The sequence below is a fragment of the Mycobacterium colombiense genome (assembly GCF_001953985.1).
GTDB lineage: Bacteria > Actinomycetota > Actinomycetes > Mycobacteriales > Mycobacteriaceae > Mycobacterium > Mycobacterium colombiense_B.
Genome location: NZ_MBEI01000049.1, coordinates 36,948 through 61,934 on the forward strand (window position 1 = coordinate 36,948; position 24,987 = coordinate 61,934).

The 24,987-nt window shown below is 67.3% G+C and carries 24 protein-coding genes and 1 pseudogene; 15 read left to right on the forward strand and 10 right to left on the reverse strand.

The genetic code is table 11. The features are described 5' to 3' along the window. Positions 1-19 precede the first annotated feature (19 nt). Positions 20-718: a M24 family metallopeptidase gene (locus A5732_RS11810; protein WP_076052437.1), complete on the forward strand. Its 699-nt coding sequence runs from the start codon at positions 20-22 to the stop codon at positions 716-718. Here the strand turns inward: A5732_RS11810 and A5732_RS11815 are convergent. Continuing rightward, positions 715-1,629 carry an SDR family NAD(P)-dependent oxidoreductase gene (locus tag A5732_RS11815; RefSeq protein WP_076052438.1) on the reverse strand — a complete coding sequence of 305 codons (915 nt, stop codon included), beginning with the start codon at positions 1,627-1,629 and terminating at the stop codon, positions 715-717. The two genes, A5732_RS11810 and A5732_RS11815, sit on opposite strands and share 4 nt — an antisense overlap. Before the next feature lie 103 nt (positions 1,630-1,732). Here A5732_RS11815 and A5732_RS11820 point away from each other — a divergent pair, with 103 nt between their 5' ends. The 3 genes from A5732_RS11820 to A5732_RS11830 all read left to right on the forward strand — a co-directional run bounded on the left by A5732_RS11820 (position 1,733) and on the right by A5732_RS11830 (position 5,188). Continuing rightward, positions 1,733-2,299 carry a TetR/AcrR family transcriptional regulator gene (locus tag A5732_RS11820; protein ID WP_065056042.1) on the forward strand — a complete coding sequence of 189 codons (567 nt, stop codon included), beginning with the start codon at positions 1,733-1,735 and terminating at the stop codon, positions 2,297-2,299. A 176-nt stretch (positions 2,300-2,475) separates the two neighbouring features. Next, positions 2,476-4,101 carry a chaperonin GroEL gene (groL, locus tag A5732_RS11825; protein WP_007768358.1) on the forward strand — a complete coding sequence of 542 codons (1,626 nt, stop codon included), beginning with the start codon at positions 2,476-2,478 and terminating at the stop codon, positions 4,099-4,101. A gap of 262 nt (positions 4,102-4,363) precedes the next feature. Beyond that, entirely contained in the window at positions 4,364-5,188 is an 825-nt protein-coding gene (locus A5732_RS11830) for an SDR family NAD(P)-dependent oxidoreductase (RefSeq protein ID WP_076102291.1), read from the forward strand. Here A5732_RS11830 and A5732_RS11835 read toward each other — a convergent pair. The 4 genes and pseudogenes from A5732_RS11835 to A5732_RS11850 all read right to left on the reverse strand — a co-directional run bounded on the left by A5732_RS11835 (position 5,177) and on the right by A5732_RS11850 (position 8,675). Beyond that, positions 5,177-5,740, reverse strand: coding sequence for a carboxymuconolactone decarboxylase family protein (locus tag A5732_RS11835; protein WP_076102292.1), 564 nt, complete (start codon positions 5,738-5,740; stop codon positions 5,177-5,179). The two genes, A5732_RS11830 and A5732_RS11835, sit on opposite strands and share 12 nt — an antisense overlap. A gap of 94 nt (positions 5,741-5,834) precedes the next feature. Continuing rightward, a complete protein-coding gene (locus A5732_RS11840; RefSeq protein ID WP_076052441.1) occupies positions 5,835-6,230 on the reverse strand; it encodes a hypothetical protein in 396 nt (131 codons plus the stop codon). 139 nt (positions 6,231-6,369) lie between these two features. Further along, a pseudogene (locus tag A5732_RS11845) lies at positions 6,370-6,906 on the reverse strand (PPE family protein); the annotation flags it as partial. Positions 6,907-6,944: 38 nt separating this feature from the next. Beyond that, complete coding sequence (locus tag A5732_RS11850) at positions 6,945-8,675, reverse strand: N-acyl-D-amino-acid deacylase family protein (protein WP_076052443.1); 1,731 nt, start codon at positions 8,673-8,675, stop codon at positions 6,945-6,947. A gap of 47 nt (positions 8,676-8,722) precedes the next feature. Between A5732_RS11850 and A5732_RS11855 the strand changes: the two genes are divergently transcribed. Genes A5732_RS11855 through A5732_RS11865 form a run of 3 tightly spaced genes read left to right on the forward strand, consistent with a single transcriptional unit; the run spans position 8,723 to position 10,482 of the window. Continuing rightward, entirely contained in the window at positions 8,723-9,094 is a 372-nt protein-coding gene (locus A5732_RS11855) for a VOC family protein (RefSeq protein ID WP_076102363.1), read from the forward strand. A gap of 10 nt (positions 9,095-9,104) precedes the next feature. Next, a complete protein-coding gene (locus A5732_RS11860; protein WP_065056664.1) occupies positions 9,105-9,617 on the forward strand; it encodes a mycothiol transferase in 513 nt (170 codons plus the stop codon). A gap of 10 nt (positions 9,618-9,627) precedes the next feature. Beyond that, positions 9,628-10,482 carry a hypothetical protein gene (locus tag A5732_RS11865; protein ID WP_076052444.1) on the forward strand — a complete coding sequence of 285 codons (855 nt, stop codon included), beginning with the start codon at positions 9,628-9,630 and terminating at the stop codon, positions 10,480-10,482. A 9-nt stretch (positions 10,483-10,491) separates the two neighbouring features. Here the strand turns inward: A5732_RS11865 and A5732_RS11870 are convergent, their stop codons facing one another. After that, a complete protein-coding gene (locus A5732_RS11870) occupies positions 10,492-12,225 on the reverse strand; it encodes a cytochrome c biogenesis protein DipZ (protein ID WP_076102293.1) in 1,734 nt (577 codons plus the stop codon). 121 nt (positions 12,226-12,346) lie between these two features. Here A5732_RS11870 and A5732_RS11875 point away from each other — a divergent pair, with 121 nt between their 5' ends. From A5732_RS11875 to A5732_RS11885, 3 genes are all read left to right on the forward strand, one after another. After that, positions 12,347-13,033, forward strand: a complete 687-nt coding sequence (locus A5732_RS11875; RefSeq protein ID WP_139334622.1) for a TetR family transcriptional regulator — start codon at positions 12,347-12,349, stop codon at positions 13,031-13,033. Positions 13,034-13,178: 145 nt separating this feature from the next. Beyond that, positions 13,179-13,727: an MmpS family transport accessory protein gene (locus A5732_RS11880; protein ID WP_076052446.1), complete on the forward strand. Its 549-nt coding sequence runs from the start codon at positions 13,179-13,181 to the stop codon at positions 13,725-13,727. Continuing rightward, on the forward strand, positions 13,724-16,654 hold the full coding sequence (locus tag A5732_RS11885; protein WP_076052447.1) for an RND family transporter: 2,931 nt from the start codon (positions 13,724-13,726) through the stop codon (positions 16,652-16,654). The genes A5732_RS11880 and A5732_RS11885 overlap by 4 nt, the downstream gene beginning before the upstream one ends. Before the next feature lie 113 nt (positions 16,655-16,767). Here A5732_RS11885 and A5732_RS11890 read toward each other — a convergent pair whose 3' ends face one another. The 4 genes from A5732_RS11890 to A5732_RS11905 form a co-directional block, all read right to left on the reverse strand. Further along, positions 16,768-17,220 carry a DUF5078 domain-containing protein gene (locus A5732_RS11890; protein ID WP_076052448.1) on the reverse strand — a complete coding sequence of 151 codons (453 nt, stop codon included), beginning with the start codon at positions 17,218-17,220 and terminating at the stop codon, positions 16,768-16,770. 79 nt (positions 17,221-17,299) lie between these two features. After that, on the reverse strand, positions 17,300-18,211 hold the full coding sequence (locus A5732_RS11895) for a crotonase/enoyl-CoA hydratase family protein (RefSeq protein ID WP_076102294.1): 912 nt from the start codon (positions 18,209-18,211) through the stop codon (positions 17,300-17,302). A gap of 7 nt (positions 18,212-18,218) precedes the next feature. Further along, positions 18,219-18,530, reverse strand: a complete 312-nt coding sequence (locus A5732_RS11900; RefSeq protein WP_065055238.1) for a hypothetical protein — start codon at positions 18,528-18,530, stop codon at positions 18,219-18,221. Positions 18,531-18,540: 10 nt separating this feature from the next. Then, positions 18,541-20,583 (reverse strand): prolyl oligopeptidase family serine peptidase, encoded by a 2,043-nt coding sequence (locus A5732_RS11905; RefSeq protein WP_076102295.1) that lies wholly within the window; start codon positions 20,581-20,583, stop codon positions 18,541-18,543. 66 nt (positions 20,584-20,649) lie between these two features. Here A5732_RS11905 and adh point away from each other — a divergent pair, with 66 nt between their 5' ends. Genes adh through lpdA form a run of 5 tightly spaced genes read left to right on the forward strand, consistent with a single transcriptional unit; the run spans position 20,650 to position 24,980 of the window. Then, on the forward strand, positions 20,650-22,173 hold the full coding sequence (gene adh / locus A5732_RS11910) for an aldehyde dehydrogenase (RefSeq protein WP_064950635.1): 1,524 nt from the start codon (positions 20,650-20,652) through the stop codon (positions 22,171-22,173). Continuing rightward, the gene (locus A5732_RS11915) at positions 22,173-22,658 is read left to right on the forward strand and encodes a DUF779 domain-containing protein (protein ID WP_076052452.1); all 486 of its coding nucleotides are present in this window, start codon (positions 22,173-22,175) and stop codon (positions 22,656-22,658) included. The genes adh and A5732_RS11915 overlap by 1 nt, the downstream gene beginning before the upstream one ends. Before the next feature lie 19 nt (positions 22,659-22,677). Further along, positions 22,678-22,956, forward strand: a complete 279-nt coding sequence (locus tag A5732_RS11920) for a putative holin (RefSeq protein WP_171975009.1) — start codon at positions 22,678-22,680, stop codon at positions 22,954-22,956. After that, the gene (locus tag A5732_RS11925) at positions 22,949-23,533 is read left to right on the forward strand and encodes a hypothetical protein (protein WP_076052454.1); all 585 of its coding nucleotides are present in this window, start codon (positions 22,949-22,951) and stop codon (positions 23,531-23,533) included. Before A5732_RS11920 ends, A5732_RS11925 begins: the two co-directional genes overlap by 8 nt. Before the next feature lie 49 nt (positions 23,534-23,582). Then, a complete protein-coding gene (gene lpdA, locus A5732_RS11930; RefSeq protein WP_076052455.1) occupies positions 23,583-24,980 on the forward strand; it encodes a dihydrolipoyl dehydrogenase in 1,398 nt (465 codons plus the stop codon). Positions 24,981-24,987 lie beyond the last annotated feature (7 nt).

Genomic DNA, 24,987 nt, shown 5'->3' on the forward strand with positions numbered 1-24,987 from the left:
TGCGCATAGCATCGCTGTTGTGGACGGATCGACCGCCGAAGATGTTCGCGTGCAACGGCTGCTGGATGCCGAGTGCAAAGCCGCGCAACTGTTCGACGAGATCGAGCGGCGGGCCATGATCCGCCCCGGGCTGGCCGAGAAGGAACTCTCGGACCAGATCCACGACCTCGCCGGCGAGATGTTCGGGGTGACCCGGCACTGGCATCGGCGGATCGTGCGGGCCGGGGAGAACACGCTGCAGCCGTTTCAGGAGCGCCCGCCGGATCGGACGATCGTCGACGACGACATCGTGTTCCTCGATCTCGGCCCCATCTTCGAGGAGTGGGAGGCCGATTTCGGGCGGACGTTCGTGCTCGGCGACGACCCGCACAAGACGGCCCTTCGTGATGCGCTGCCCCGGGTCTGGGAGGCCGGCCGCGACCACTTCGCCGGCCATCCCGAGATCACCGGCGCCGAACTGTTCGACTACGTCGTCGGGGTGGCCCGCGCCGAGGGCTTCGAGTGGGGCAGTCGGATCGCGGGCCATCTGATCGGCGAATTCCCGCACAAGAAGATCGCCGGCCCCGGCGTCGAGTGGATCATCATGCCCGGATCGAACAAGCCGATGCGCCGCACCGATCCGCGCGGCCGCATCTGCCACTGGATCCTCGAGATCCACCTCGTCGATCGCCCGCGCGGCTTCGGCGGCTTCTACGAGCAGCTGCTCGACCTGGGTTAGTCGAGGGGATAGACCACCCCGGTGAGCTCCTCGGAAATCGCCCACAGCCGGCGCTGCCGGTCGACGTCGTGCGACTTGGCGCTGGACCCCACGATCTTGGGATAGCCCCGCGTCTGGCCGAGGCCGTCGGGTCCGTAGTACTGACCACCGAGCACCGCCGGGTCGGTGGCCGCGCGCAGGGTGGGCAGCGCACCCATGGCCGGGTTCTGGGCGACGAGCGGTGCGATCCGCGCGAAGGCGCCGACCAGCGGGGCGGGCATGTTGCGCATCAACTCGGTGTCCGACATGCCGGGGTGGGCGGCGGCGGCGATGGTCGTGCCGTGCGGGGCGAGCCGTCGTTGCAGTTCATAGGTGAACAGCAGGTTGGCGAGCTTGGCCTGTCCGTAGGCGGCGACCCTGTTGTAGCGGCGCTCCCACTGCAGATCGTCGAAGTGGATGTCGGCGAGGATGCGGTGGCCGACGCTGCTGACCGTGACGATCCGCGAGCCGGCGACCGGCAGCAGGCGATCCAGCAGCAGGCCGGTGAAGGCGAAGTGGCCCAAATGATTCGTGCCGAACTGCAGCTCGAAGCCGTCCTTGGTATTGGACTTCGGCGTGTACATCACCCCGGCGTTGTTGATCAGCAGGTCGATGCGGTCGTGCGCGGACCGCAACTGCTCGGCCGCGGTGCGGACGGATGCCAGCGACGTCAGGTCGAGCTCGGCCAGCGCGACATCGGCGTGCGGGCTCTGGGCGGTGATCCGGGCCGCCGCGTCCTTGCCCTTGTCCAGGTTGCGCACCGCCAGCACCACGTGGGCGCCGTGGTCGGCCAGCGCCAGGGCGGTCTCGTAGCCCAGGCCGGTGTTGGCTCCGGTGATGACGGCGACCCGGCCGGTCTGGTCGGGAATGTCCGCGGTGGTCCACTTGGCCATGAGAGGCTCCTCGAACTTGTAGAGTAAACGGGGCGAGCGCTCCGGTTGAATGTCACTATACGGAACGCACGCCCCGCTTTGTCAACCGCTGAGGGGTGAACAGATGGCGCAGCCCGAACGCCGGTTGCGCGCCGACGCGGCGCGCAACCGTGCGCGCGTGCTGGACGTCGCCTACGAAATCTTTGCGGCCGAGGGCCTCTCGGTGCCCATCGACGAGGTCGCGCGCCGGGCCGGCGTCGGGGCCGGCACCGTCTACCGGCACTTCCCGACCAAGGAGGCGCTGTTCCAGGCGGTCATCGAGGACCGGATGCAGCGACTGGTCGACGACGGGCGGGCCCTGCTCGAATCCGTCGGACCCGGCGAGGCGCTGTTCGCCCTGCTGCGGTCGATGGTGCTGCACTGGGGCGCGGCGGATCGCGGCCTGGTCGATGCGCTCGCCGGATTCGGGATCGACATCGCCACCGCCGCGCCCGACGCCGAGGACGCGTTCCTGGCGATGCTCGACGAGTTGCTGCGGGCCGCGCAGCGGGCGGGCACCGCGCGCCAGGACATCGGGGTGCGCGAAGTGAAGGCGATCATGGTCGGGTGCCAGGCGGCGGAGGCCTACAACCCGGACTTGGCCGAGCGGGTGACCGACGTCGTCGTCGACGGTTTACGCGCTGGGCGATAGGGCTGACCTCTTCTTGCACTCGACATAGGCGAGTGCTAAGAATGACTTGGCACTCGCGACCAGCGAGTGCTAGGTCGGGACGGTGAGACCTAGCCAGAAGACAGCTGCGGTCGTCCGTCGCGGGCACTGCACCCGGCCAGAACGTGTCATCCCCAATCCGGAGGAATCACTTCGCAATGGCCAAGACAATTGCGTACGACGAAGAGGCCCGTCGCGGCCTCGAGCGGGGACTCAACGCCCTCGCCGACGCGGTAAAGGTGACGCTGGGCCCCAAGGGCCGCAACGTCGTCCTGGAGAAGAAGTGGGGTGCCCCCACGATCACCAACGATGGTGTGTCCATCGCCAAGGAGATCGAGCTGGAGGACCCCTACGAGAAGATCGGCGCCGAGCTGGTCAAGGAAGTCGCCAAGAAGACCGACGACGTTGCCGGTGACGGCACGACGACGGCCACGGTTCTGGCCCAGGCGTTGGTCCGCGAGGGCCTGCGCAACGTCGCGGCCGGCGCCAACCCGCTGGGTCTGAAGCGCGGCATCGAGAAGGCCGTCGAGAAGGTCACCGAGACCCTGCTCAAGTCGGCCAAGGAGGTCGAGACCAAGGACCAGATCGCTGCCACCGCGGCCATCTCCGCGGGCGACCAGTCGATCGGCGACCTGATCGCCGAGGCGATGGACAAGGTCGGCAACGAGGGCGTCATCACCGTCGAGGAGTCCAACACCTTCGGCCTGCAGCTCGAGCTCACCGAGGGCATGCGGTTCGACAAGGGTTACATCTCGGGCTACTTCGTCACCGACGCCGAGCGTCAGGAAGCCGTCCTCGAGGACCCCTTCATCCTGCTGGTCAGCTCCAAGGTTTCGACCGTCAAGGACCTGCTGCCCCTGCTGGAGAAGGTCATCCAGGCCGGTAAGCCGCTGCTGATCATCGCCGAGGACGTCGAGGGCGAGGCGCTGTCCACCCTGGTCGTCAACAAGATCCGCGGCACCTTCAAGTCGGTGGCCGTCAAGGCCCCCGGCTTCGGTGACCGCCGCAAGGCGATGCTGCAGGACATGGCCATCCTTACCGGTGGTCAGGTCATCAGCGAAGAGGTCGGCCTGTCGCTGGAGAGCGCCGACGTCGCCCTGCTGGGTAAGGCCCGCAAGGTCGTCGTCACCAAGGACGAGACCACCATCGTCGAGGGCGCCGGTGACTCCGACGCCATCGCCGGCCGGGTGGCCCAGATCCGCAGCGAGATCGAGAACAGCGACTCCGACTACGACCGCGAGAAGCTGCAGGAGCGCCTGGCCAAGCTGGCCGGCGGTGTTGCGGTGATCAAGGCCGGGGCCGCGACCGAGGTCGAGCTCAAGGAGCGCAAGCACCGCATCGAGGACGCGGTGCGCAACGCCAAGGCCGCCGTGGAGGAGGGCATCGTCGCCGGTGGTGGCGTGGCCCTGCTGCACGCGACCCCGTCGCTGGACGAGCTGAAGCTCACCGGTGACGAGGCGACCGGCGCCAACATCGTCCGCGTTGCGCTCGAGGCTCCGCTGAAGCAGATCGCCTTCAACGGTGGTCTGGAGCCCGGCGTTGTGGCCGAGAAGGTCCGCAACTCGCCCGCCGGTACCGGCCTGAACGCCGCCACCGGTGAGTACGAGGACCTGCTCAAGGCCGGCGTTGCCGACCCGGTGAAGGTGACCCGTTCGGCGCTGCAGAACGCGGCGTCCATCGCGGGCCTGTTCCTCACCACCGAGGCCGTCGTCGCCGACAAGCCGGAGAAGGCGGCCGCACCCGCGGGCGACCCGACCGGTGGCATGGGCGGCATGGACTTCTAAGTCCACGACTCACCTACGGGAAAGCCCGGCCCTCACAAGGGGCCGGGCTTTTTCGTGTCTGCGGTGCTCTTGCGTCCGGTTTGGGACCTGGCGCCCCACTGGCACCACCCGTCCCCGGCGGAATCGGTGATGGTTTTGCCCGCCTCGCAGCGACAGGCCGAATTGTCGCTCAGAGGCGGGCAATTCGCTTATTGCCCTGGTGGGGTGATGGCCGATACGACCGCGCGCGGCACCGTCACGCTGGGCGCTCTAGGGTAAACGCGTGGCCCTTCCGACCCCCGCACCCACCAGCACCGCCGTCGTGACCGGCGCGTCGTCGGGCATCGGCGCCGACATCGCGCGCGAGCTGGCCGACCGCGGCCACGGCGTCACGCTGGTCGCCCGCCGCGAAGAGCGGCTGCGCGAGCTGGCCGACGAACTCGCCGGCCGAGTGCGCGTCGAGGTGATCGCCTGTGACGTCGGCGATTCCGCCGCCCGTGCCGGCCTTTTCGCGGAGGTCGAGCGCCGCGGCCTGACCGCCGACATCCTGGTCAACAACGCCGGCATCGGCACCATGGGCTCGGTGACCAAAACGCCGGTCGACGACGAGATCGCCCAGGTGCGGGTCAATGTCGAGGCCGTCATCGATCTGACCACCCGCGCGGTCCAGCAGATGGTGCCGCGCGGCCGCGGCGCGATCCTCAACGTCGGATCCACCGCGGGTTACCAACCCTTTCCGGGGCAGATCGGCTACGCGGCCACCAAGGCGTTCGTCAACAACTACACACAGGGGCTGCGCGGTGAACTCGCCGGCACCGGTGTCACCGTCGCGCTGCTGTGCCCGGGGCCGGTGCGCACCGAGTTCGTGAAGAGCGCCGGCATGGACGAGCGAGACTTCGCCGATGCGTTCCCGAAGTTCATGTGGAAGCCGTCGCGTGAGGTGGCGCGCGCCGGAGTCGACGCGCTGGACCGCGACCGCGGAACGGTGATACCCGGGCTGCCGAGCCAGGTCAGCACCCGCCTGTTTCAGTTCATGCCGCGGCGAGTGTTGTTGCCGCTATTGAAGAATCAGCATCCCAGCCTGCGCAGGGACCGCTCAGCGCGCTGACCCGGGCCAGGGCCGCATCCAGCCCTCCACCGGAAGCGCGAGCGCGTTGCACAGCGTGCAGATGGTGCGGTACCAGCCCACCGCCGTGAGCAATTCGATGCGCTGCTCGTCGGAAAGGAAGCGACCCAGGGCTATCCACGTCGCCTCCGACCACGAGCCGGTGCGCTCGAGTTCGTCCACCGCCTCGATCAGCGTCCGCTCGGCCGGACTCCACCGCGGATCGTCGGGGCCGCCGGTGACCAGCGCGTCGCACTCGTCGTCGCTGACGCCCGCGATCGGGCCCCAGAATGCCGCCTGCCCGCCCCACTCGTATGCACAGCCCACCAACGCGCAGATGCGAAGGATGGCGATGGTCCGCGTCCGGCCCGGCAAAAGCGCTGCGATATAAAGGGATTCGCCGAGCTTGCGCAGGCGGGAGGCCAGCGCCGGATGACGCTGCAGGCAACGCACCAAGAGCAGCGGCTCGTAGGTGCGGTCCGGGTGACCCCAGCTGTTGATGCCAGTGGCATCTTCTTCGCTCCACGGCGGGGCGAGCGGTGCGACGCGACTCACGGATCAGACTGTACGACTCTTGCCCGATGGCGGCGACCCGCAGCGCCCGGCTCCGCCGCGCTTGCGATCGCCACAGCCGCGCTTGCGATCGCCGCTAGGCCGGCAGCGAGAACACCACGCAGTCGTGCAGGCAGCCCTTGGCGGCGTCGGGGGAGTCGGCATCGCGGTGCAGCAACGCGCGGGTGGGCGCCACGGTCAGGCGGGCGGTCTCGGCGCCGGCCTCGCTCACTTCGGCGGTGCCGTCGACGATCAGTGAGTAGCCGCCGGGTTCGGCGGGTGGCCACAGCAGGGTCACGTCGGCGCGCTGGGCGAGGTTGTTGCGGGTCCGCCCGCCGATGAGCCCGACGTCCAGGGTGGCCTCGCGCAGCTGCGGCTCGACCGTCACGGTGTGCACCCGGTATCCGTCGTCGACCGTGATCAAGTAGGCATACGGGTAGTCGGCCAGCGCGTCGGCCAGCGCCTTGAGATCGACCTTCTTCTTGGTGCGCATGACCTTCCAGGATAGGCGCGGGGTTCCGGCGCTATTGGGGCGCCGAGGGCCGCAGGAACCCGGCGATGCGCGACGTATAGCCGCGGGCTACTGCGCCGGAGCTCGCCGGGCGCGTGACGGCGGTGCTGGTGTTGGAGAAGCCGAGGTTCTGCAGCACCTGGTTCCAGGGCGGCAACTTTGCCACTGCCGCCGACGCGTCGGCGTGATAGCCGAACATCGCCGCGACGTCGGAGGCCCACATCTGTTCGTAGGCCGCCTCGATGTCGGCGATGGCCGGGGTGTTTTGACCCAGGTGATTGTTTGCCGCCAACGCCGACACCAGGGCGCGGTTGGCCGCCACCACGGCCGGTTGCACGGTGGCGGCAAGGGCCACCTCGAAGGCGGTCGCGATGGCCGACGCCTGGTGCGACACCTCTTCGGCCTGCGCGGCGGCCGCGCTGAGCCAGCTCACGTATTGACTGGCCACCGACATCATGGCCGCCGACGACGCCCCCTGCCAGGACCCGCTGGCCAGATCTGTCGTCACCGAAGAAAATGACGATGCCGACGATGCCAACTCTTCGGCCAGGCCGTCCCACGCCGCCGCGGCAGCAAGCAGTGGCCCGGGACCAGGACCGGAGAAAATTAGTGCCGAGTTGACTTCTGGCGGCAACCACGCAAAATGCGGGTTCGTCACGGACCCAACTTAGCTGGTATATGCCACTTTTGGTGGCGTTATCGCGAGGCTGCGGGGACAGGCTGGCGACCACGGACCAACTTGCCTGGCCGGGCGTCGGTGGGAACGCCGTTCTCGGCGATGACTTCCCCGGCCACAATCGTGGCGACATACCCCTCGGCGGTCTGGTCCAGGCGCCGCCCACCGGCGGGCAGGTCGTAGCTGATGATGGGCTTGTGCAGCCGCAGTGCGGCGTGGTCGATGACGTTGAGATCGGCCTTGTACCCGACCGCGATCCGGCCGCGGTCGGCCAGCCCGGCGATGCGGGCGGGCACCGACGTGAGCTCGCGAACCGCCTCGGACACGGTGAACCGCCCGGCCTTGCGGTCCCGTGCCCAGTGCGTCAGGAAGTAGGTGGAGTAGCTGGCGTCGCAGATCATCCCGTAATGCGCGCCGCCGTCGCCGAGGCCGAGCACGACGTCCTCGCGGTGCAGCAGCTCCCCGACGGTGTCCAGCGAGTTGTTCTGCAGGTTGCTGGTCGCGACCAGCAGCATGGCCCGGCCCTCGTCATCGAGCAGCCGGTCGTAGGCCTCCTCCATCGGATCCACGCCGCGGGCGCGGGCCCGGGCCCCGATGCTGGTCGACGGGTCGGGTTCGTAGTCGGGGGTGTCACCCAGCGGGAAGATCCAATCCCACATCTGCGCCACGAACAGAATCGGGTGACCCTGACCGGGCTTGTCGGCCAGGATGCGGGCCCGGACCTCGGGCTTGCGCATCTCGGCGACCCGCTCGGCCAGCGGCAGGTGCGCGATCTCGCGGTAGCTGGGGTAGAGCACGAAGGGGTTGGCGGACAGCTGCAACCCGATGATCAGACCGATCGGCCGCGGCAGCAGCTGCGCGGTGACGTCGCCGCCGGCCGCATTGGCCTTCTCGATCATCGTGATGGCGTCCGGCCAGGTCGGATCGCCGGCGTTGGCGACGACGAGGGTGAAGGTGACCGGCAGCCCGACGTCCTCGGCGACGTCGAACACGGTCTGCAGCACGGGCTGGTAGCCGCCCGACGGGATGTCGGGAACGAACTGCAGCAGCCCGCCGCCGCCGTCCACGACGCCGCGGGCGATCTCCTCGATCTCCTCCCGGGCGGCCTCGTAACTGGGGATGGGCGAACCACTTTCGGTTTTGTGGATGGTCAGCCGCGACGACGCGAAGCCGAGCGCGCCGACCTCGATCGCCTCCCTGGCCAGCTCCCGCATCTTGGCCAGGTCTTCCTCGGTGGCCGGCTCGCGGTCGGCGCCGCGCTGGCCCATCACGTACACCCGCAGCGGTGAGTGCGGCAGGTACGCGGCCACGTCGATGTCGCGCTTGCCCGACTCGAGCGCGTCCATGTATTCGGGGAACGTCTCCCACGTCCAGGGCAGCCCGTCGGTCATCACGACGCCGGGAATGTCTTCCACCCCGGCCATGACGTCGACCAGCACGTCGTGGTCGGACTGGCGGCAGGGCGCGAAGCCGACCCCGCAGTTGCCCATCACCACGGTCGTCACCCCGTGCGCCGAAGACGGAGTCAGGCGCTCCGACCAGATGGACTGGCCGTCGTAGTGGGTGTGCAGGTCGACGAAGCCGGGCGTGACCAGCAGCCCGGTGGCGTCGATCTCCCGCGCGGCGGTCGCGCCGTTGATCGCGCCCACGGCTTTGATGACGTTGTCTTTCACGGCCACGTCACCGACGTACGGCTCACCCCCAAGCCCGTCGACGATGGTGCCATTACGGATGATGAGGTCGTAAGTCATTCAAACAATCTACGACCGTTGCGGTGGGTCGTGCCAGGATCTTCTCCGTGATCGACCACGTGGGAATCAACTGTGCCGACTATGCCAAATCGCAACGGTTTTACGACGCGGTGCTGGGGACGCTGGGGTTCTCCCGGCAGCTGGATGTGGGTCGCGCGATCGGGTACGGGCGTGCGGGCAAGCCGACATTCTGGATCTCGGCCGCGCCGGGGGGACCCAACCGGGAGGTCCACCTGGCTTTCGAGGCCGCCGACGAGGACGCGGTGCGGGCCTTTTATCAGACGGCCGTCGAGCTGGGCGCCGAGCCGTTGCACGCGCCGCGGCTCTGGCCGGAGTATCACGCCGGCTACTTCGGGGCCTTCGTGCGCGACCCCGACGGCAACAACATCGAAGCGGTCTTCCACGGGATCCTCCCGTAGGGTCGCGAGTATGGCCGATGATGCCGCCGTTCTCCAAGAGCTCCTGCGCGACGCGTTCACCCGGTTGATCGAGCACGTCGACCAGATCGCCGAGGGGTTGACCGACGAGGTGTCCGGCTACCGGCCGGCCCCGAACGCCAACAGCATCGCCTGGCTGCTCTGGCACAGCGCGCGGGTGCAGGACGTCCAGCTGGCCGACGTGGCCGGCGTGGAGCAGGTGTGGTTCCGCGACGGCTGGGTGGACCGGTTCGGACTGGACCTGCCGCGCGACGACACCGGCTATGGGCACAAGCCCGACGACGTAGCCAAGGTGCAGGCCCCCGCGGACCTGCTGTCCGGCTACTACCATGCGGTGCACAAGCTCACCCTCGAATACATCGCCGGGGTCACCGCCGAGGACCTGGCCCGCGTCGTCGACACCAACTGGGACCCGCCGGTGACGGCCAGCGCACGGCTGGTGAGCATCATCGACGACTGCGCCCAGCACCTCGGGCAGGCCGCGTACGTGCGGGGGATTGCGTAGATTCGCAGGCGTGCGATTCGCGACGACCGTGCTGTTGTGGCTCATCACCACGCTCGCGCTGGCGGTCGCGATCCCCGCGGCGTGGACGCAACTGCACGTCGTTGACGCCGACGGCTACGCCGCGCTGGCGCAGCACGCGGCGACCGACCCGGCGGTGCAAGCGGCCATGGCATCCGAATTGACCACCCGGGCAATGACTCTCATCGCCGAGCACAGCGGGGGCCGCTCTCCGGTCGACAGTTCCGAGGTGCACGACGCGGCCCGCGCCTTCACCGCGGGCCCGGAGTTTCCGCCGCTGTTCGCCCGGGCCAACCGGGCGGCGCACGGCTGGCTGTTCGGCGACCCGGCGGCCGGTGACGACGGCAACCAATGGGCGGTCGACGTGGCACCGATGCTCAACGACGGCGCGATTCAGCCGCTGCTCCGCAGTCACAACGTCACCGTCCCCGCGAAACTCACTGTCCCGCTGACTGTTTCGGTACCGCACTCGATGCGCCAGGGTCGGCTGAGCCGGCTGTCGACCTGGGGCCCGTGGGTGAGTGTGGGCGCGGCGGCGCTGTGCGGTGTTTGCGCGCTGCTGACGGTGGCCGCCGCGCGGCGCCGCGGCAAGGCGTTGAGTAGCCTGGGCGTCTCGGCGCTGCTCGTCGGTGCGGGCGGATGGGCGGGCATCGAGGTCGCCGGGCGCTACGTCAACGATGCGCTCAACCGCACCACCGGCAACGTCCGCGGTGTCGCCGAGGTGATGGTCGACCACGCCGAAGCCGGTCTGCACCAATGGCTCGACGTCACGCTGCTCGCCGGCGCCGCGCTGGTGGGGCTCGGCGTGGTCGTGGCGATGCTGGGCAGCCTCGCGAAGAAGTCGTGAGCCCCGCGCCTAGCCGAACGTGAACGAAAACACCTGCAGGCCCTTGCTGACCTGCATGTCCAGCTGATCGCGATGTGCGGAGTCGTCGGCGACGATCCGGTGCAACGTGGGCGCTCCGCCGATCGTCGTCGTGGTGGTCTTTCCGTCGCGGGTCACGGTGAGCGTGCCGGTGCCGCCGACGACGGCGTACACGTCTTTCGCGGTGTAGTTCAGCCGGACGACGGAGTCGTCGCCGTCGGCCGTGGCCGCCTGGTCGTCCAAAGTCCAGCGGCCGCGCAGGGCGAACTTGTCGTCGGCCAGGTTCGGCGGGAAGCTCAAGGTGCCCGACTTGTAATCGCCGCTGCCGCCGTAGTTTCCGCTCTTGCCGACACCCAGGTAGGTCTCGGGGGTGAGCATGGTCCGCGGGGTGGTGTCGACCCCGTGCACCCCGGCTGGTAGCTGGGTGCCGGGACTTGCGTCGGTCAGCAGCTTGCGGATCAGGGTTTCGGTGTCGTCGTAATCGCCCTCGCCGAACTTGGTGTGCCGCAACGTCCCGTTCGCGTCGATCAGGTACTCGGCCGGCCAGTACAGGTTCTGGTAGCTGTTCCACGTCGCGTAGTCGTTGTCCAGTGCAATGGGATAGGTGATGTGGAGGTCGGCGGCGCCGCTGGCCACATTCTCGGGCACCCGCTCGAAGGCGTACTCGGGCGTGTGCACCCCGATGACCAGGAATCCGTTGTCGCGATACCGGTTGTACCAATCGATTACGTGCGGGATGGCGCGCTGGCAGTTGATGCACGAGTAGGCCCAGAAGTCGATCAGGATCACCTTGCCCTGCACCGCGGCGGGGTCGAGAGGCTTGCCGTCCGGGGTGTTCAGCCAACCGGTGATGCCTCTGAGGGCGGGTGCCTGCCCGCACTCTTGCAGCTCCGCGGAACCGTCGGTGCAGTTGGTCAGTAGACCGTTGCTGGTCTTGCCCTGATCCAACTGCAGCCCGCCGCCCTGGTTCGGCGGCGGCGTGCTACCCGGTCCAAGGCTGCGCTCGATTTCGTTGGCGCCCAGCTTATTCTGCATTGCCGTCGTGTAGTCGGGGACGGCGCGCTGCAGCATCGCCGGCAGGTTGAACACCAGCGCCACGGCCAGCACGATCATCGCGATCCCGCCGGCGATCTGGACTACGCGCTGGCGGCGGCGGAACGCGGCCACTCGTTCGGCGACGCGCCGCCCGGCCAGCGCGAAGGCCAGCAACGGCAACGCGTTGCCGATGGCGAACGTCGCGGTCAACACCAGCGCGCCGGGCCCGATCGACGACGTCCCGCCGGCCACCACGATGGCGGCCAACACCGGACCCGCGCACGGCACGTACAGGGCGCCCAGTGTCAGGCCCAGGCCGAAACCATCTGTCCCAGAGCCGATTTGGCGCTGCGGAAAATACGCGAACGGCCGCTCGAGCAGGTGCTGCACCGGCGGGAAGATCAGTCCCAGGCCGATCAGGACCAACACCACCAGCGCGGCCCATCGGATCGCGTCCTGCGGCAGGTGCAGCGTCGTCAGCAGCGCGGAACCGATCAACGTGGCCAGGCTGAAACTGCACACCAGGCCGGCGATCACCAGGTACGGCCGCGTCGCGGACTTGACGCTGCGGGCGTCGGCTCGGCTGCTGTCCATCCCGGACAGCAGAATCACCGGAAGCACCGGCAGGATGCACGGCGAGATACCGGTGATCAGCCCACCGAGAAACCCGATCAGGGCGATGGTCTGCACGCGCTACTCGGAGGGGCTCGACGGGCGCCGGACGATGAGCATGGTTACACCTTTACCTGTTCTCACGCCCCGAGTGACCCGTCCACAAATCACGCGGCGTGCGTTATGCAAATCACATAATGTGCGTTACGCTCAGCCGGTGGCGCAACTAACATTCCAGCGCGCCCGCACAGAGGAAAAGAAGCGCCAACGTGCGGAGGCCCTCGTGGAAGCCGCACGCTCGCTGGCAATGGAAACGGGCGTCGCGTCGGTCACCCTGACCGCGGTCGCCAGCCGCGCCGGAATCCACTACTCGGCGGTGCGCCGCTACTTCACCTCCCACAAGGAAGTCCTGCTCCACCTGTCCGCCGAGGGCTGGGTGCGGTGGTCGAATACCGTGTCGGAGAAGCTGGCCGAGCCCGGCGCGAAGTCACCCTCGCGCATCGCCGAGACGCTGGCCGAGGCCCTGGCCGACGACCCGTTGTTCTGCGACCTGCTGGCCAACCTGCACCTGCACCTCGAACACGAGGTGGACGCCGAGCGGGTCATCGAGGTCAGGCGGATCAGTACCGCGGCCACACTGTCGCTGGCCGATTCGATCGGGAGCGCGCTGCCCGAGCTCGGACGATCGGGCTCGCTCGACATCTTGCTGGCCGCATACTCGCTGGCGGCCACCCTGTGGCAAGTCGCGAACCCGCCGGAGCAGCTGACCGATGTCTACGCCGAGGAGCCCGAAGTCGTTCCGCCCGAGTGGAATCTGGACTTCGCGTCCGCCCTTACCCGACTGCTGACGGCCACGTGCATCGGCCTGATCTCGGAATCCTCATGAACGCAGAAGGAGGCGACGCCCGGGTGAAGGAAGGCGGCCGAAGGGGGACGGCGGTGGCCAACGCGAACACGAGTTTGCGGGTCGTCGCTAACGTGATACATAGGCTATTTAATGTTTCGCCCGTGGTGAAGGACTTGAAGCACCCATGACGACGACTGAGCCAAGGACGGAGCCGCTAATGAAGCAGGGCTCCACGGGCAGCGAGGGCAATAAGGCTGCCCCACAGCGCGCCAAGAAGAAGGGGTTGCTGAGCCGCTTCTGGCTGGTGCTCACGATCGCGGCTGTGGTCGCGCTGTCGGGATTCGTGGTGTACCGATTGCACGGCGTCTTCGGCGTTCACCGCGGTTCGTTCGGCGGCGGCACCTCGGGCGAGGTCCTCGACGAGTTCAACGCCAAGACGATCACGCTGCAGGTCTGGGGTCCACCGGGCAGCACGGCAACCATCAACTACCTCGACGAAAACTCCCATCCGCAGCAGGCCCTCAACGTGCCCTTGCCCTGGAGCAAAGTATTGAGTTCAACGAAGCCCGGCATCCCGGCAAACCTGGTGGCCCAAGGCGACGGCAGTTGGATCGCCTGCCAATTCGTGGTGAACAAGCACGACGGGAGCGGTGACGTCATCAAGACTCCGAATCGCTCAGATCCCAACCAGACCGTGAACGCCTTCGTCTATTGCCTGGACAAGTCCGCATGACCGAGCCAAGCGCGGCTCCGCCGCGCGTCGACCAGCCGCTGATCCCGCCGTTCCTGCCGCGGATGATCCATCGGCTGGCCCTGCCGATCCTCCTGGTGTGGTTGGCCATCGTGTTCGTCACGAACACGGTGGCCCCGCAGCTGGAGGTCGTCGCCAAAACCCACTCGGTGTCGATGAGTCCGACTGACGCGGCGTCCTTTCAGTCGATGATGAAGGTCGGATCGACGTTCAAAGAGTTCAACTCCGACAACTCGGCCATGATCTTGCTGGAGGGCGACAAGCCACTCGGGGCCGAAGCGCACCGCTACTACGACGAGATCGTCAGGCGCGTCGAGCAAGACAAGAAGCACGTTCAGCACGTCCAGGATTTCTGGAGTGATCCGTTGACGGCGGCGGGTTCCCAGAGCCACGATCAAAAGGCCGCGTACGTCCAGGTTTACCTCGCCGGCAACATGGGCGGCGGGCTGGCGAACGAGTCCGCCGCGGCCGTCCGCAAGATCGTGGACTCGGTGCCCGCGCCGCCGGGAATCAAGGCCTACGTCACCGGCGCGGGGCCGCTGTTCGCTGATCAGTCCCACGCGGGTGAGAAGGGCGTCGCGAAGGTCACGCTCGTCACTTTTTTGGTGATCATCGTGATGCTGCTGTTCGTCTACCGGTCGATCAGCATCGTCCTGATCATGCTGGCCATGGTGTTCATCGAGCTGGCAGCGGCCCGCGGTGTCGTCGCGACGCTCGGTAACTACGGCGTCATGGGGCTGTCGACGTTCGCCAACAACATGCTGGTGCTGATGGCGATCGCCGCCGGGACGGATTACGCGATCTTCGTGGTCGGCCGCTATCACGAGGCCCGTGGGCTGGGCGAGACCCGCGAACAAGCGTTCTACACCATGTTCCACAGCACCGCGCATGTCGTGCTGGGATCGGGCCTGACCATCGCCGGCGCGATGTACTGCCTGAGCTTCTGCCGGCTTCCGTACTTCCAGTCGCTGGGTGTGCCTTGTGCGGTCGGCATGCTGGTCGCGGTGCTCGCGGCTTTGACGCTGGCTCCGGCAATACTGACGGTGGCTTCCTTCTTCAAGCTCATGGACCCGAAGCGCAAGCTGCAGACCCAGGGCTGGCGTCGCATGGGCACCGCGGTAGTCCGCTGGCCCGCACCGGTGCTCGCGGTGACCATCGCGATCGCGTTGGTGGGTCTGCTCGCCCTGCCCGGTTACAAGACGGACTACGACAATCGCCACTTCCTGCCGGCGGACACCCCCGCCAATGTCGGCTATGCCGCCGCGGACCGGCACTTCGACCAGGCTCGGCTCAATCCTGAGCTGTTGATGATCGAGACGGATCACGACCTGCGTAATCCGGCCGACTTCATCGTCCTGGACAAGGTCGCCAAGGCGGTCTTCCACATCCCCGGCATCGGCCGGGTGCAGACCATCACCCGACCATTGGGCACGCCGCTCGACCACAGCACCCTCGGCTTTCAGATGGGCGCGCAAGCTGCGGGCCGGATCCAGACCCAGCACTATCAGGATGAGCAGGCGGCAAACCTGCTCAAGCAGGCGGACGAGCTGCACAAGACGATGGCAACGCTGCATGAGCAGATGCAGGTGACCCAGGATCTGAGCAACACCACGCACGAAACCACCAGGCTCACCAAGGAAACCGTGCAGATCACCGAGAAGTTGCGCGACGACATCGCGAACTTCGACGACTTCCTTCGGCCGATCCGCAGCTACTTCTACTGGGAGAAGCACTGTTACGACATCCCGGTCTGCTGGGCACTCCGCTCGGTCTTCAACGCGCTCGACGGCATCGACCAGGTGGCCGAGAACATCGTGAACCTCAGCGCGAACCTCGACAAGCTGGATCGGATCCAGCCCAAGCTGGTGGCGCTGATACCGCCGCAGATCGAGAGCCAGCAGCGCAACCTCGACACCATCATGTCGAACTATGCGATCACACAGGGTCTTAACGAACAGGCGAGAGCGCAGTCCGACAACGCCACCGCGCAGGGCGATGCCTTCGACAAAGCGAAGAACGACGACACGTTCTACCTTCCGCCGGAGGCGTTCAAGAGCCCGGATTTCGCGCGGGGTCTCAAACAGTTCATCTCGCCGAACGGGCACGCCGTCCGGCTGATCATCTCCCATGAAGGCGACCCGGCGACTCCTGAAGGCATCAACCACATCGAACCGATCAAGCAGGCGGTGCACGAGGCGATCAAGGGCACCCCCTGGGAGGGCGCCAAGGTCTACCTCGGCGGCACCGCCGCGACGTACAAGGACATGCACGACGGCTCCAACATCGACCTGATGATCGCCGGAATCGCCGCAGCCACATTGATTTTCATCATCATGCTGGTGATCACCCGAAGCGTCGTGGCGGCCGTCGTGATCGTCGGGACGGTGTTGCTGTCGCTGGGCGCCTCATTCGGACTCTCCGTGCTCTTGTGGCAGTACATCCTGGGTATGAAGTTGCACTGGATGGTGCTGGCGATGGCGGTCATCCTGCTGCTGGCGGTCGGCTCGGACTACAACCTGCTGCTGATATCGCGGTTCAAAGAGGAAATCCACGCCGGGCTCAAAACCGGGACGATCCGCGCGATGGCCGGTTCGGGTTCGGTGGTTACCTCCGCCGGTCTGGTGTTCGCCGCCACTATGGCCACGTTCATGTTCAGCCCACTGCTGGTGATGGCCCAGGTAGGTACGACGATCGCGCTGGGTCTGCTGTTCGACACCTTGATCGTGCGGTCGTTCATGACACCTTCGCTGGCCACCATGCTCGGGCGCTGGTTCTGGTGGCCGCAGCACGTGCGACCACGGCCGGCCAGCACCATGCTGCGGCCATACGGACCGCGTCCCGCCGTGCGCGAGCTGATCCTCAACGACGTCGACCAGCACCCGCCGGGCGGAGTGGTACAACCGCGCTGATCTTGCGTGGCGCGTGGACGTCGATCGGCTCCCGGCGGCGCATTACCGCCGCCGCGCGCAGACAAAAAAATCCGCGCGTCCTTCCTCAGGGACGCGCGGATTTTTCGAAGGCGTTACGCCCAGTTCCACACCGACATGTCGCCGGGCGGGTACTGGTTGCAGATGTCGGTGGCCTTGGCCACCACGCCCTTGTTGTTCCAGAAGATCTTCATGTGGTTGGGCCAGGCCACCCACAGCGGATCGGACACGGGCGCGTAGAAGTTCTCGGAGTAGTTCCGGCGGTCCTGCGGCGACAGCGAGTAGAACCAGTGCGCCTTGTCGATGGTCGCCTGCTGCACGTTCGGGTGGTTGTTGAAGTCGATCATGTAGCGCTGGTAGTACACCGGGCTGGTGTCCCGGGAGGCCGCCAGGATCTGTTCGGCGTCGCACGTCGTATTGATCATTCGACGGGGGACCGGAAAGTCCTCCGTGGAGTCGGCTACCGCGGTCGACGGAAAAATCGCAGCGGTAATACCCAGAGCAAGGAACGCGGCGCCTGCACGCAGGCCAGTACTCAGCCGAGACATAGCAATTACGGTAACACTTTTTGGCCCGCCTGGAAGAGTTCCCAGGTCACTGCCAGGATTTGGCTAGCGCATCTCAGTATCAGTCGCGATCAGGGACGATGACGTGCGTCGGGTCGGGTCGCAGCTCGGGAGGGGCCTGACTGTAGTCGCCGAAGGGACCGTCGCGGCGCTCGATCGCGGCCCGCACGCCGTCGGCCTCGGCGGTCTTGATGAAGGCCAGCGCGTCGGGGGTATTGCGCATCAGGCCGTCGAGGATGCCGCCCAGCGTCTGGGTGGACGCCAGCCCCATGTTCTCGTAGGCCTGGTTGACGATCAGCTTTTGCGCCTGCAGCTGCGACAGCGGGATCTGCGCCAGCTCGGCCGCGATCTCGGCGACCCGCGCCTCCAGCCGCTCGAACGGCACCGCCTCGTTGATCAACTCGACCTCGGCGGCCTGCACGCCGGTCAGCGGTCGGCCGGTCAGCGAGTGCCACTTCGCCTTGGCCAGGCTCAACCGGTAGAGCCACATCCCGGTCAGATACGCCCCCCACATCCTGCTGTAGGGCGTGCCGATCACGGCGTCCTCGCTGGCGACGATGATGTCGGCGCACAGCGCGTAGTCGCTGGCCCCGCCCACACACCAGCCGTGCACCTGCGCGATGACCGGCTTGGACGCCCGCCAGATGGCCATGAACTTCTGCGTCGGCCCCGTCTCGCGGGCGCTGACCATCGCGAAGTCCTTGCCGGGATCCCATTTCCCGTCGGTCATCATGGACTGGCCCCAGTGCTGGAACCCGCCGCCGAAGTCGTAGCCGCCGGAGAAGGCCCGGCCCGCGCCGCGCAGCACGATGACCTTGATCGCCGGGTCGCGCTCGGCCAGGCCGATGGCGGCCTCGATCTCGTCGGGCATCGGCGGCACGATGGTGTTGAGCTGCTCCGGACGGTTCAGCGTGATGGTGGCGACCGGGCCGGCCGTCCGGTACAGCAGCGTCTGGAAGTCGCTGGTTGGCATAGCTTCCTCAGGGGTCGGGCTGGCGGTTCTCCGGCGAGGACGCGTAGATTCGCCCGCCGATCTTCAGATACGGCGTGGTGAGGTAGGCCGAGAACGCGATGATGGCGGAGAAGACCGCCGCCGCCGCGACGCCGTTCGGCCAGAGCTGGCCGGTTCCGAACGCAAAGCAGACGATGCCGATGATCGCGGTCGCCCAGTAGAACCGCCGACCGGCCCGGCGGTGCTTGACGAAGCGATAGCGCGCCTGCGCCGCCGAGACCAGGATGAAAATCAATCCGGTCGCGAGCAGGGTGAGTTCGATGCGTTGGATCGCGGACACGTCGATGATCCTATGGCCGCGCGAGCATCTGCCATAGGAACGAGTAGGTCAGCGCCGACTTGAAGGCCACCTGCTCGTTGTCCGCCGCGCCGGCGTGCCCGCCCTCGATGTTCTCGTAGTAGAAGACCGGATGACCGGCGGCCTCGAGCGCCGCGGTCATCTTGCGGGCATGACCCGGATGCACCCGGTCGTCGCGGGTAGAGGTGGTCATCAGCACCGGCGGGTACCGGCGCGTCGCCGAAATGTTCTGGTAGGGCGAGTATTCGGAGATGAAGGCCCAGTCGTCGGGGTTGTCGGGGTCGCCGTATTCGGCTACCCAGGAGGCGCCGGCCAGCAGCAGGTGATAGCGCTTCATGTCCAGCAGGGGCACGCTGCACACCAGCGCGCCGAACCTTTCCGGGTACTGGGTCAGCATGATGCCCATCAGCAGGCCCCCGTTGCTGCCGCCCTGCGCCCCGAGCTGCTCGACCGTGGTGATGCCGCGATCCACCAAATCGGTTGCCACGGCGGCGAAGTCCTCGGCAACCTTGTGCCGGCCCTCGCGCATCGCCTGCGTGTGCCAGCCGGGGCCGTATTCGCCGCCGCCGCGAATGTTGGCCAACACGTACGTGCCGCCGCGGGCCAGCCACAGCCGGCCCAGCACACCACTGTAGCCCGGCGTGTTGGACGATTCGAAGCCACCGTAGCCGTAGAGCAGGGTGGGCGTCGGCCCGTCCGAAGCCTGCGGACCGCCGGGCCGCACCACGAAGTAGGGGATCGAGGTGCCGTCCTGCGACGTGGCGAAATTCTGTGTCACCGAGATGTTTTCGGCATCGAAGAAGCCCGGGGCCGACTTGATCTGTTCGAGTTTCCCGTCGTCGGTTCCGCGCATCAGCCGCGACGGAGAGTCGAATCCGCTGGAATCCAGGAAGAACTCGTCACCGGTGTCGTCGGCGGAAACGACCACTGTGTTGGTCGCGGCGGGAATGCCGGCCACCGGCTCGCGCCGCCAGTCACCGGGCGTGACGATCTCCACCCGGCTGGCCACGTCGGCCAGTGAGACGATCAGCAGCCGATCCTCGGTCCACGCGTAATGGTTGAGGGCGGTGTGCTCGTCGGGCTCGAAGACCACCTGCAGTTGCGCTGTGCCGGCGAGGAATTCGTCGTAATTCGCGGCCAGCAGCGACCCGGCGGTGTAGGTGTCCTCGCCCAACGACCAGTCGCTGCGCAACTCGATCAACAGCCACTCGCGGTGCGGGCTCACGCTGGCATCGGTGGGCGCGTCGATGCGGATGAGTTCCGAGCCGCGCAACTCGTAGACCTCTTCGTTCCAGAAGTCGAGCGCCCGGCCGATCAGGGTGCGTTCGTAGCCGGGGACCCGGCTGGTGCTCGCCACCACGTTGACGTCCGAACGCGCCCCCTCGAACACCGTCTCGGCCTCGGCGAGGGGGGTGCCGCGGCGCCAGCGCTTGACGACCCGCGGATAGCCGGAATCGGTCAGCGAACCGGGGCCGAAGTCGGTGCCCACCAGCACGGTATTCGGATCGGCCCAGCTGACCTGCGACTTCGCCTCTGGAAGCTCGAACCCGTCGTCGACGAATTGCCGTGTCAGCATGTCGAATTCGCGCACGATGGAGGCGTCCGAGCCGCCGCGGGACAGGCTGACCAGCGCGCGGGTGTATTCGGGGTAGATGACGCCTGCGCCCGCCCACACCCACTTCTCGCCGTCGGCCCGGCCGAGCTCGTCGACGTCGATCAGCACGTCCCACTCGGGGGTCTCGGTGCGGTAGCTGTCCAGCGTGGTGCGCCGCCACAGGCCCCGGGGGTTGGCCGCGTCACGCCAGAAGTTGTAGAGGTGCTCGCCCCGACGGACCACGTAGGGGATGCGGGCGTCGGTGTCGAGCACCTCGAGCGCCTCGGTGCGCATCCGTTCGAAGTTCTCGTCGCGAAAACGCGCCAGCGTCGGCTCGTTGCGCGCCCGCACCCAGTCCAGCGCCTCGTCGCCGGTGACGTCCTCGAGCCACAGGTACGGATCTTGGTTGTCTTCGGGGGCGGCGTGAGCTTGCGACGTCATGGAAGCCATTGTGGCGCCGGCGGTAGTGTGAGGTGAATTACACAGCCGAGTGAGGGGTGAGAGCAGATGACTGTTTTCGCACGTCCAGGTTCTGCCGGGGCATTGATGTCATATGAATCCCGCTACCACAACTTCATCGGCGGGCAGTGGGTCGCCCCGGTGAAGGGGCGCTACTTCGAGAACCCGACACCGGTCACCGGCCAGACGTTCTGCGAGGTGGCCCGCTCCGATGAGGCCGACATCGAGAAGGCGCTCGACGCCGCGCACGCGGCGGCTCCGGCGTGGGGCAAGACGGCGCCGGCCGAGCGGGCGGCGATCCTGAACAAGATCGCGGACCGCATCGAGGAGCACACCGCCGCGCTGGCGGTGGCCGAGGTCTGGGACAACGGCAAGCCCATCCGCGAGGCGCTGGCCGCCGACATTCCCTTGGCCGCCGACCACTTCCGGTACTTCGCCGGGGCGCTGCGCGCGCAGGAGGGCTCGCTGTCGCAAATCGACGACGACACCGTGGCCTACCACTTCCACGAGCCGCTCGGTGTGGTCGGACAGATCATCCCGTGGAACTTCCCGATCCTGATGGGCGCCTGGAAACTGGCGCCCGCGCTGGCCGCCGGCAACGCGGTGGTGCTCAAACCCGCTGAGCAAACGCCGGTTTCGATCCTCTATTTGATGTCTTTGATCGGCGACCTGTTGCCGGCCGGAGTGATCAACGTCGTCAACGGCTTCGGCGCCGAGGCCGGCAAGCCGCTGGCGTCGAACAACCGGATCGCCAAGGTCGCGTTCACTGGCGAGACCACCACCGGGCGGCTGATCATGCAGTACGCCTCGCAGAACCTGATCCCGGTCACCCTGGAACTCGGGGGCAAGAGCCCCAACATCTTCTTCTCCGACGTGATGGCCAAGGCCGACGATTACCAGGACAAGGCGCTGGAGGGCTTCACCATGTTCGCCCTCAACCAGGGCGAGGTGTGCACCTGCCCGTCACGCAGCCTGGTCCAGGCCGACATCTACGACGAGTTCCTCGAGCTGGCCGCGATCCGCACCAAAGCGGTCCGGCAGGGTGATCCGCTGGACAGCGAGACCATGTTGGGGTCGCAGGCGTCCAACGATCAGCTGGAAAAGGTGTTGTCCTACATCGAGATCGGCAAGGACGAGGGCGCCAAGGTGATCACCGGCGGCGAACGCGCCGAGCTCGGCGGCGACCTGTCCGGCGGCTTCTACATGCAGCCCACCATCTTCGGCGGCAACAACAAGATGCGGGTGTTCCAGGAGGAGATCTTCGGGCCGGTGGTGACGGTGACCTCCTTTGCCGATTACGACGACGCAATCTCGATCGCCAACGACACCCTCTACGGCCTGGGCGCCGGGGTGTGGAGCCGCGACGGCAACACCGCGTACCGGGCCGGGCGCGACATCCAGGCCGGCCGGGTGTGGGTGAACTGCTATCACGTCTACCCCGCACACGCGGCGTTCGGCGGCTACAAGCAGTCCGGCATCGGCCGGGAGAACCACAAGATGATGCTCGATCACTATCAGCAGACCAAGAACATGCTGGTGTCCTACTCCGAGAAGGCGCAAGGGTTCTTCTGATGGTCGTGCCCGCTGGGGTGGTCATCACCGCCCCGGCCGCCGAGGTGCTGACGCGGCTGCAGGCCACCCACGGCCCGGTGATGTTCCATCAGTCCGGCGGCTGCTGCGACGGCTCGTCGCCGATGTGTTACCCGCTCGGCGACTTCCTCGTCGGTGACCGCGACGTGCTGCTCGGTGTGCTCGACGTCGGGACGGACGGCGTGCCGGTGTGGATTTCGGGCCCGCAGTACGCGGCGCACTATCGCGACAAGCACACCCAACTGGTCATCGACGTGGTGCCGGGCCGCGGCGGCGGCTTCAGCCTGGAGGCGCCCGACGGGGTCCGGTTCCTGTCCCGTGGCCGCGCCTTCACCGATGAAGAGCAGGCGTCGCTGGCCACCGCGGCGGTGATCACCGGCGCCGACTACGAGCGCGGTCAACGCCCCGGGGCGCGGGGCGCGGTGGTGGCTGACGCGGCCTCGGCGGCGTGCCCCCCGCGCCGGTAGCCGCAGTACAGTCGGGAAAGTGATCCCACTTCCGCGCCCCTGGTTGTTGGCCAGCGCCATGCTGATCGGCAGTGCGGTCGGACTTTTGGCGGGTGTGGCGTGCACCGTGGCCGTCCACACCGGCGTCCGCCCGGGCATCGCGATCGCGTCGGTGGTCGGCATCCTCAGCGTCGTCGGGCTGACGATGATCCTGTTTTCCGGACGCCGCTGGGTCACCATGCTGGGCGCTTTCCTGCTGTCGGTGGCGCCGGGCTGGTTCGGCGTGCTGGTCGCGCTGCGGGTGGCCGCCGGTGCCTGACGACAAGGACGCCTCGAACCCGGGCACCGAGGCATTCGTGCCGGACTTCTCCGATGACGAGGACGCCGCCGAGCACACTGGCACCCAGTCGTGGGTGCCCGATTTCGATGACGACACCGGCGAACACCCCGCCGCAAAAGAGCCCGAGCCTGGCACGGTCGAGGACGCGGCGGCGACACCCACCGCGGATGCCGGCGAGCCGGAGTCGGCCGAGCCGGTCGGCCCGGTGCAACCGGTCAACGTGCCCGGCCGGTACCTCTACCTCAAGTGGTGGAAGCTGGCCCTGGTGCTGCTCGGCGTGTGGGCCGCGGCGGCCGTGATCGGGCTGGGGCTGTTCTATTGGTGGCACCACTCGGTCGACAAGACCGCGGCGCTGTTCGTGGTCCTGGTCTACGTGGTGGTGTGCATCGTCGGCGGGGTGATGCTGGCGATGACCGAGGGCAGGCCGCTGGTCTCGGCGCTCTCGGTGGCGATGATGTCCGGGCCGTTCGCCGCGCTGGTCGCCGCGGCGCCCCTGTACGGCTATTACCACTGCGAGCGGGTGGGCCACTGTCTGGTCGGCGTCATTCCGTATTGACGCCTCGCCCGGGCGGCCACCGAGGGCGGTGGCCAACTAGGGTGGGCTCGTGACTTCTCACTATGACGTCGTCGTCCTCGGGGCCGGCCCCGGCGGATATGTCGCAGCCATTCGCGCCGCGCAGCTGGGCCTGAACACCGCGGTCGTCGAACCGAAGTACTGGGGCGGAGTCTGCCTCAACGTCGGCTGCATCCCGTCCAAGGCGCTGCTGCGCAACGCCGAACTCGCCCACATCTTCACCAAAGAGGCCAAGACGTTCGGCATCAGCGGCGAGGCGACGTTCGACTACGGGGTCGCGTTCGACCGCAGCCGCAAGGTGGCCGAGGGCCGCGTCGCCGGCGTGCACTTCCTGATGAAGAAGAACAAGATCACCGAAATCCATGGTTACGGCCGGTTTACCGACGCCAACACGATCGAGGTCGAGCTCAACGAGGGCGGCACCGAGACCGTCACCTTCGACAACGCCATCATCGCCACCGGCAGCAGCACCCGCCTGGTCCCCGGCACGTCGCTGTCGGCCAACGTGGTCACCTACGAAGAGCTGATCCTGTCCCGGGAGTTGCCGGAGTCGATCATCATCGCCGGTTGCGGAGCGATCGGCATGGAGTTCGGCTATGTGCTGAAGAACTACGGCGTGGAGGTGACCGTAGTCGAGTTCTTGGCGCGCGCGCTGCCCAACGAGGACGCCGAGGTCTCCAAGGAGGTCGAGAGGCAGTTCAAGAAGCTGGGCGTCAAGATTCTCACCGGAACCAAAGTCGAGTCAATCTCCGACAACGGCTCGGAGGTGACCGTCGCCGTCAGTAAGGACGGCAACTCCGAAGAACTCAAGGCCGCGAAGGTGTTGCAGGCCATCGGTTTTGCGCCCAACGTGGAGGGCTTCGGCCTGGAGGCGGCCGGCGTCGCGCTGACCGAGAGCAAGGCCATCGGGATCACCGACTACATGCGCACCAACATCGAGCACATCTACGCGATCGGCGACGTCACCGGCAAGCTTCAGCTGGCCCACGTCGCCGAGGCCCAGGGTGTGGTGGCCGCCGAAACCATCGCCGGCGCAGAGACTTTGGCGCTCGGTGATTACCGGATGATGCCGCGCGCGACGTTCTGCCAGCCCAACGTCGCCAGCTTCGGTCTCACCGAGGAGCAGGCCCGCGACGAAGGCCATGACGTTGTGGTGGCAAAGTTCCCGTTCACCGCGAACGGCAAGGCCCACGGTGTGGGTGACCCCAGCGGGTTCGTCAAGCTGATCGCCGACGCCAGATACGGTGAGCTGCTGGGCGGACACCTGGTCGGCCACGACGTCTCCGAGCTGCTTCCGGAGCTGACGCTGGCCCAGAAGTGGGACCTGACCGCCACCGAGCTGGCCCGCAACGTGCACACCCATCCGACCATGTCCGAGGCGCTGCAGGAATGCTTCCACGGCCTGACCGGGCACATGATCAATTTCTGAGCCGAAG

What these genes read in the sequence shown, in the direction of transcription:
- A5732_RS11880 (WP_076052446.1), top strand. Translation starts at nt 13,179, where the DNA reads ATGACGACGACTGAGCCAAGGACGGAGCCGCTAATGAAGCAGGGCTCC.
- A5732_RS11915 (WP_076052452.1), top strand. Translation starts at nt 22,173, where the DNA reads ATGGTCGTGCCCGCTGGGGTGGTCATCACCGCCCCGGCCGCCGAGGTG.
- A5732_RS11905 (WP_076102295.1), bottom strand. Translation starts at nt 20,583, where the DNA reads ATGACGTCGCAAGCTCACGCCGCCCCCGAAGACAACCAAGATCCGTAC.
- groL (WP_007768358.1), top strand. Translation starts at nt 2,476, where the DNA reads ATGGCCAAGACAATTGCGTACGACGAAGAGGCCCGTCGCGGCCTCGAG.
- A5732_RS11890 (WP_076052448.1), bottom strand. Translation starts at nt 17,220, where the DNA reads ATGTCTCGGCTGAGTACTGGCCTGCGTGCAGGCGCCGCGTTCCTTGCT.
- A5732_RS11850 (WP_076052443.1), bottom strand. Translation starts at nt 8,675, where the DNA reads ATGACTTACGACCTCATCATCCGTAATGGCACCATCGTCGACGGGCTT.
- A5732_RS11895 (WP_076102294.1), bottom strand. Translation starts at nt 18,211, where the DNA reads ATGCCAACCAGCGACTTCCAGACGCTGCTGTACCGGACGGCCGGCCCG.
- A5732_RS11815 (WP_076052438.1), bottom strand. Translation starts at nt 1,629, where the DNA reads ATGGCCAAGTGGACCACCGCGGACATTCCCGACCAGACCGGCCGGGTC.
- A5732_RS11840 (WP_076052441.1), bottom strand. Translation starts at nt 6,230, where the DNA reads ATGCGCACCAAGAAGAAGGTCGATCTCAAGGCGCTGGCCGACGCGCTG.
- A5732_RS11860 (WP_065056664.1), top strand. Translation starts at nt 9,105, where the DNA reads ATGGCCGATGATGCCGCCGTTCTCCAAGAGCTCCTGCGCGACGCGTTC.
- A5732_RS11885 (WP_076052447.1), top strand. Translation starts at nt 13,724, where the DNA reads ATGACCGAGCCAAGCGCGGCTCCGCCGCGCGTCGACCAGCCGCTGATC.
- A5732_RS11820 (WP_065056042.1), top strand. Translation starts at nt 1,733, where the DNA reads ATGGCGCAGCCCGAACGCCGGTTGCGCGCCGACGCGGCGCGCAACCGT.
- adh (WP_064950635.1), top strand. Translation starts at nt 20,650, where the DNA reads ATGACTGTTTTCGCACGTCCAGGTTCTGCCGGGGCATTGATGTCATAT.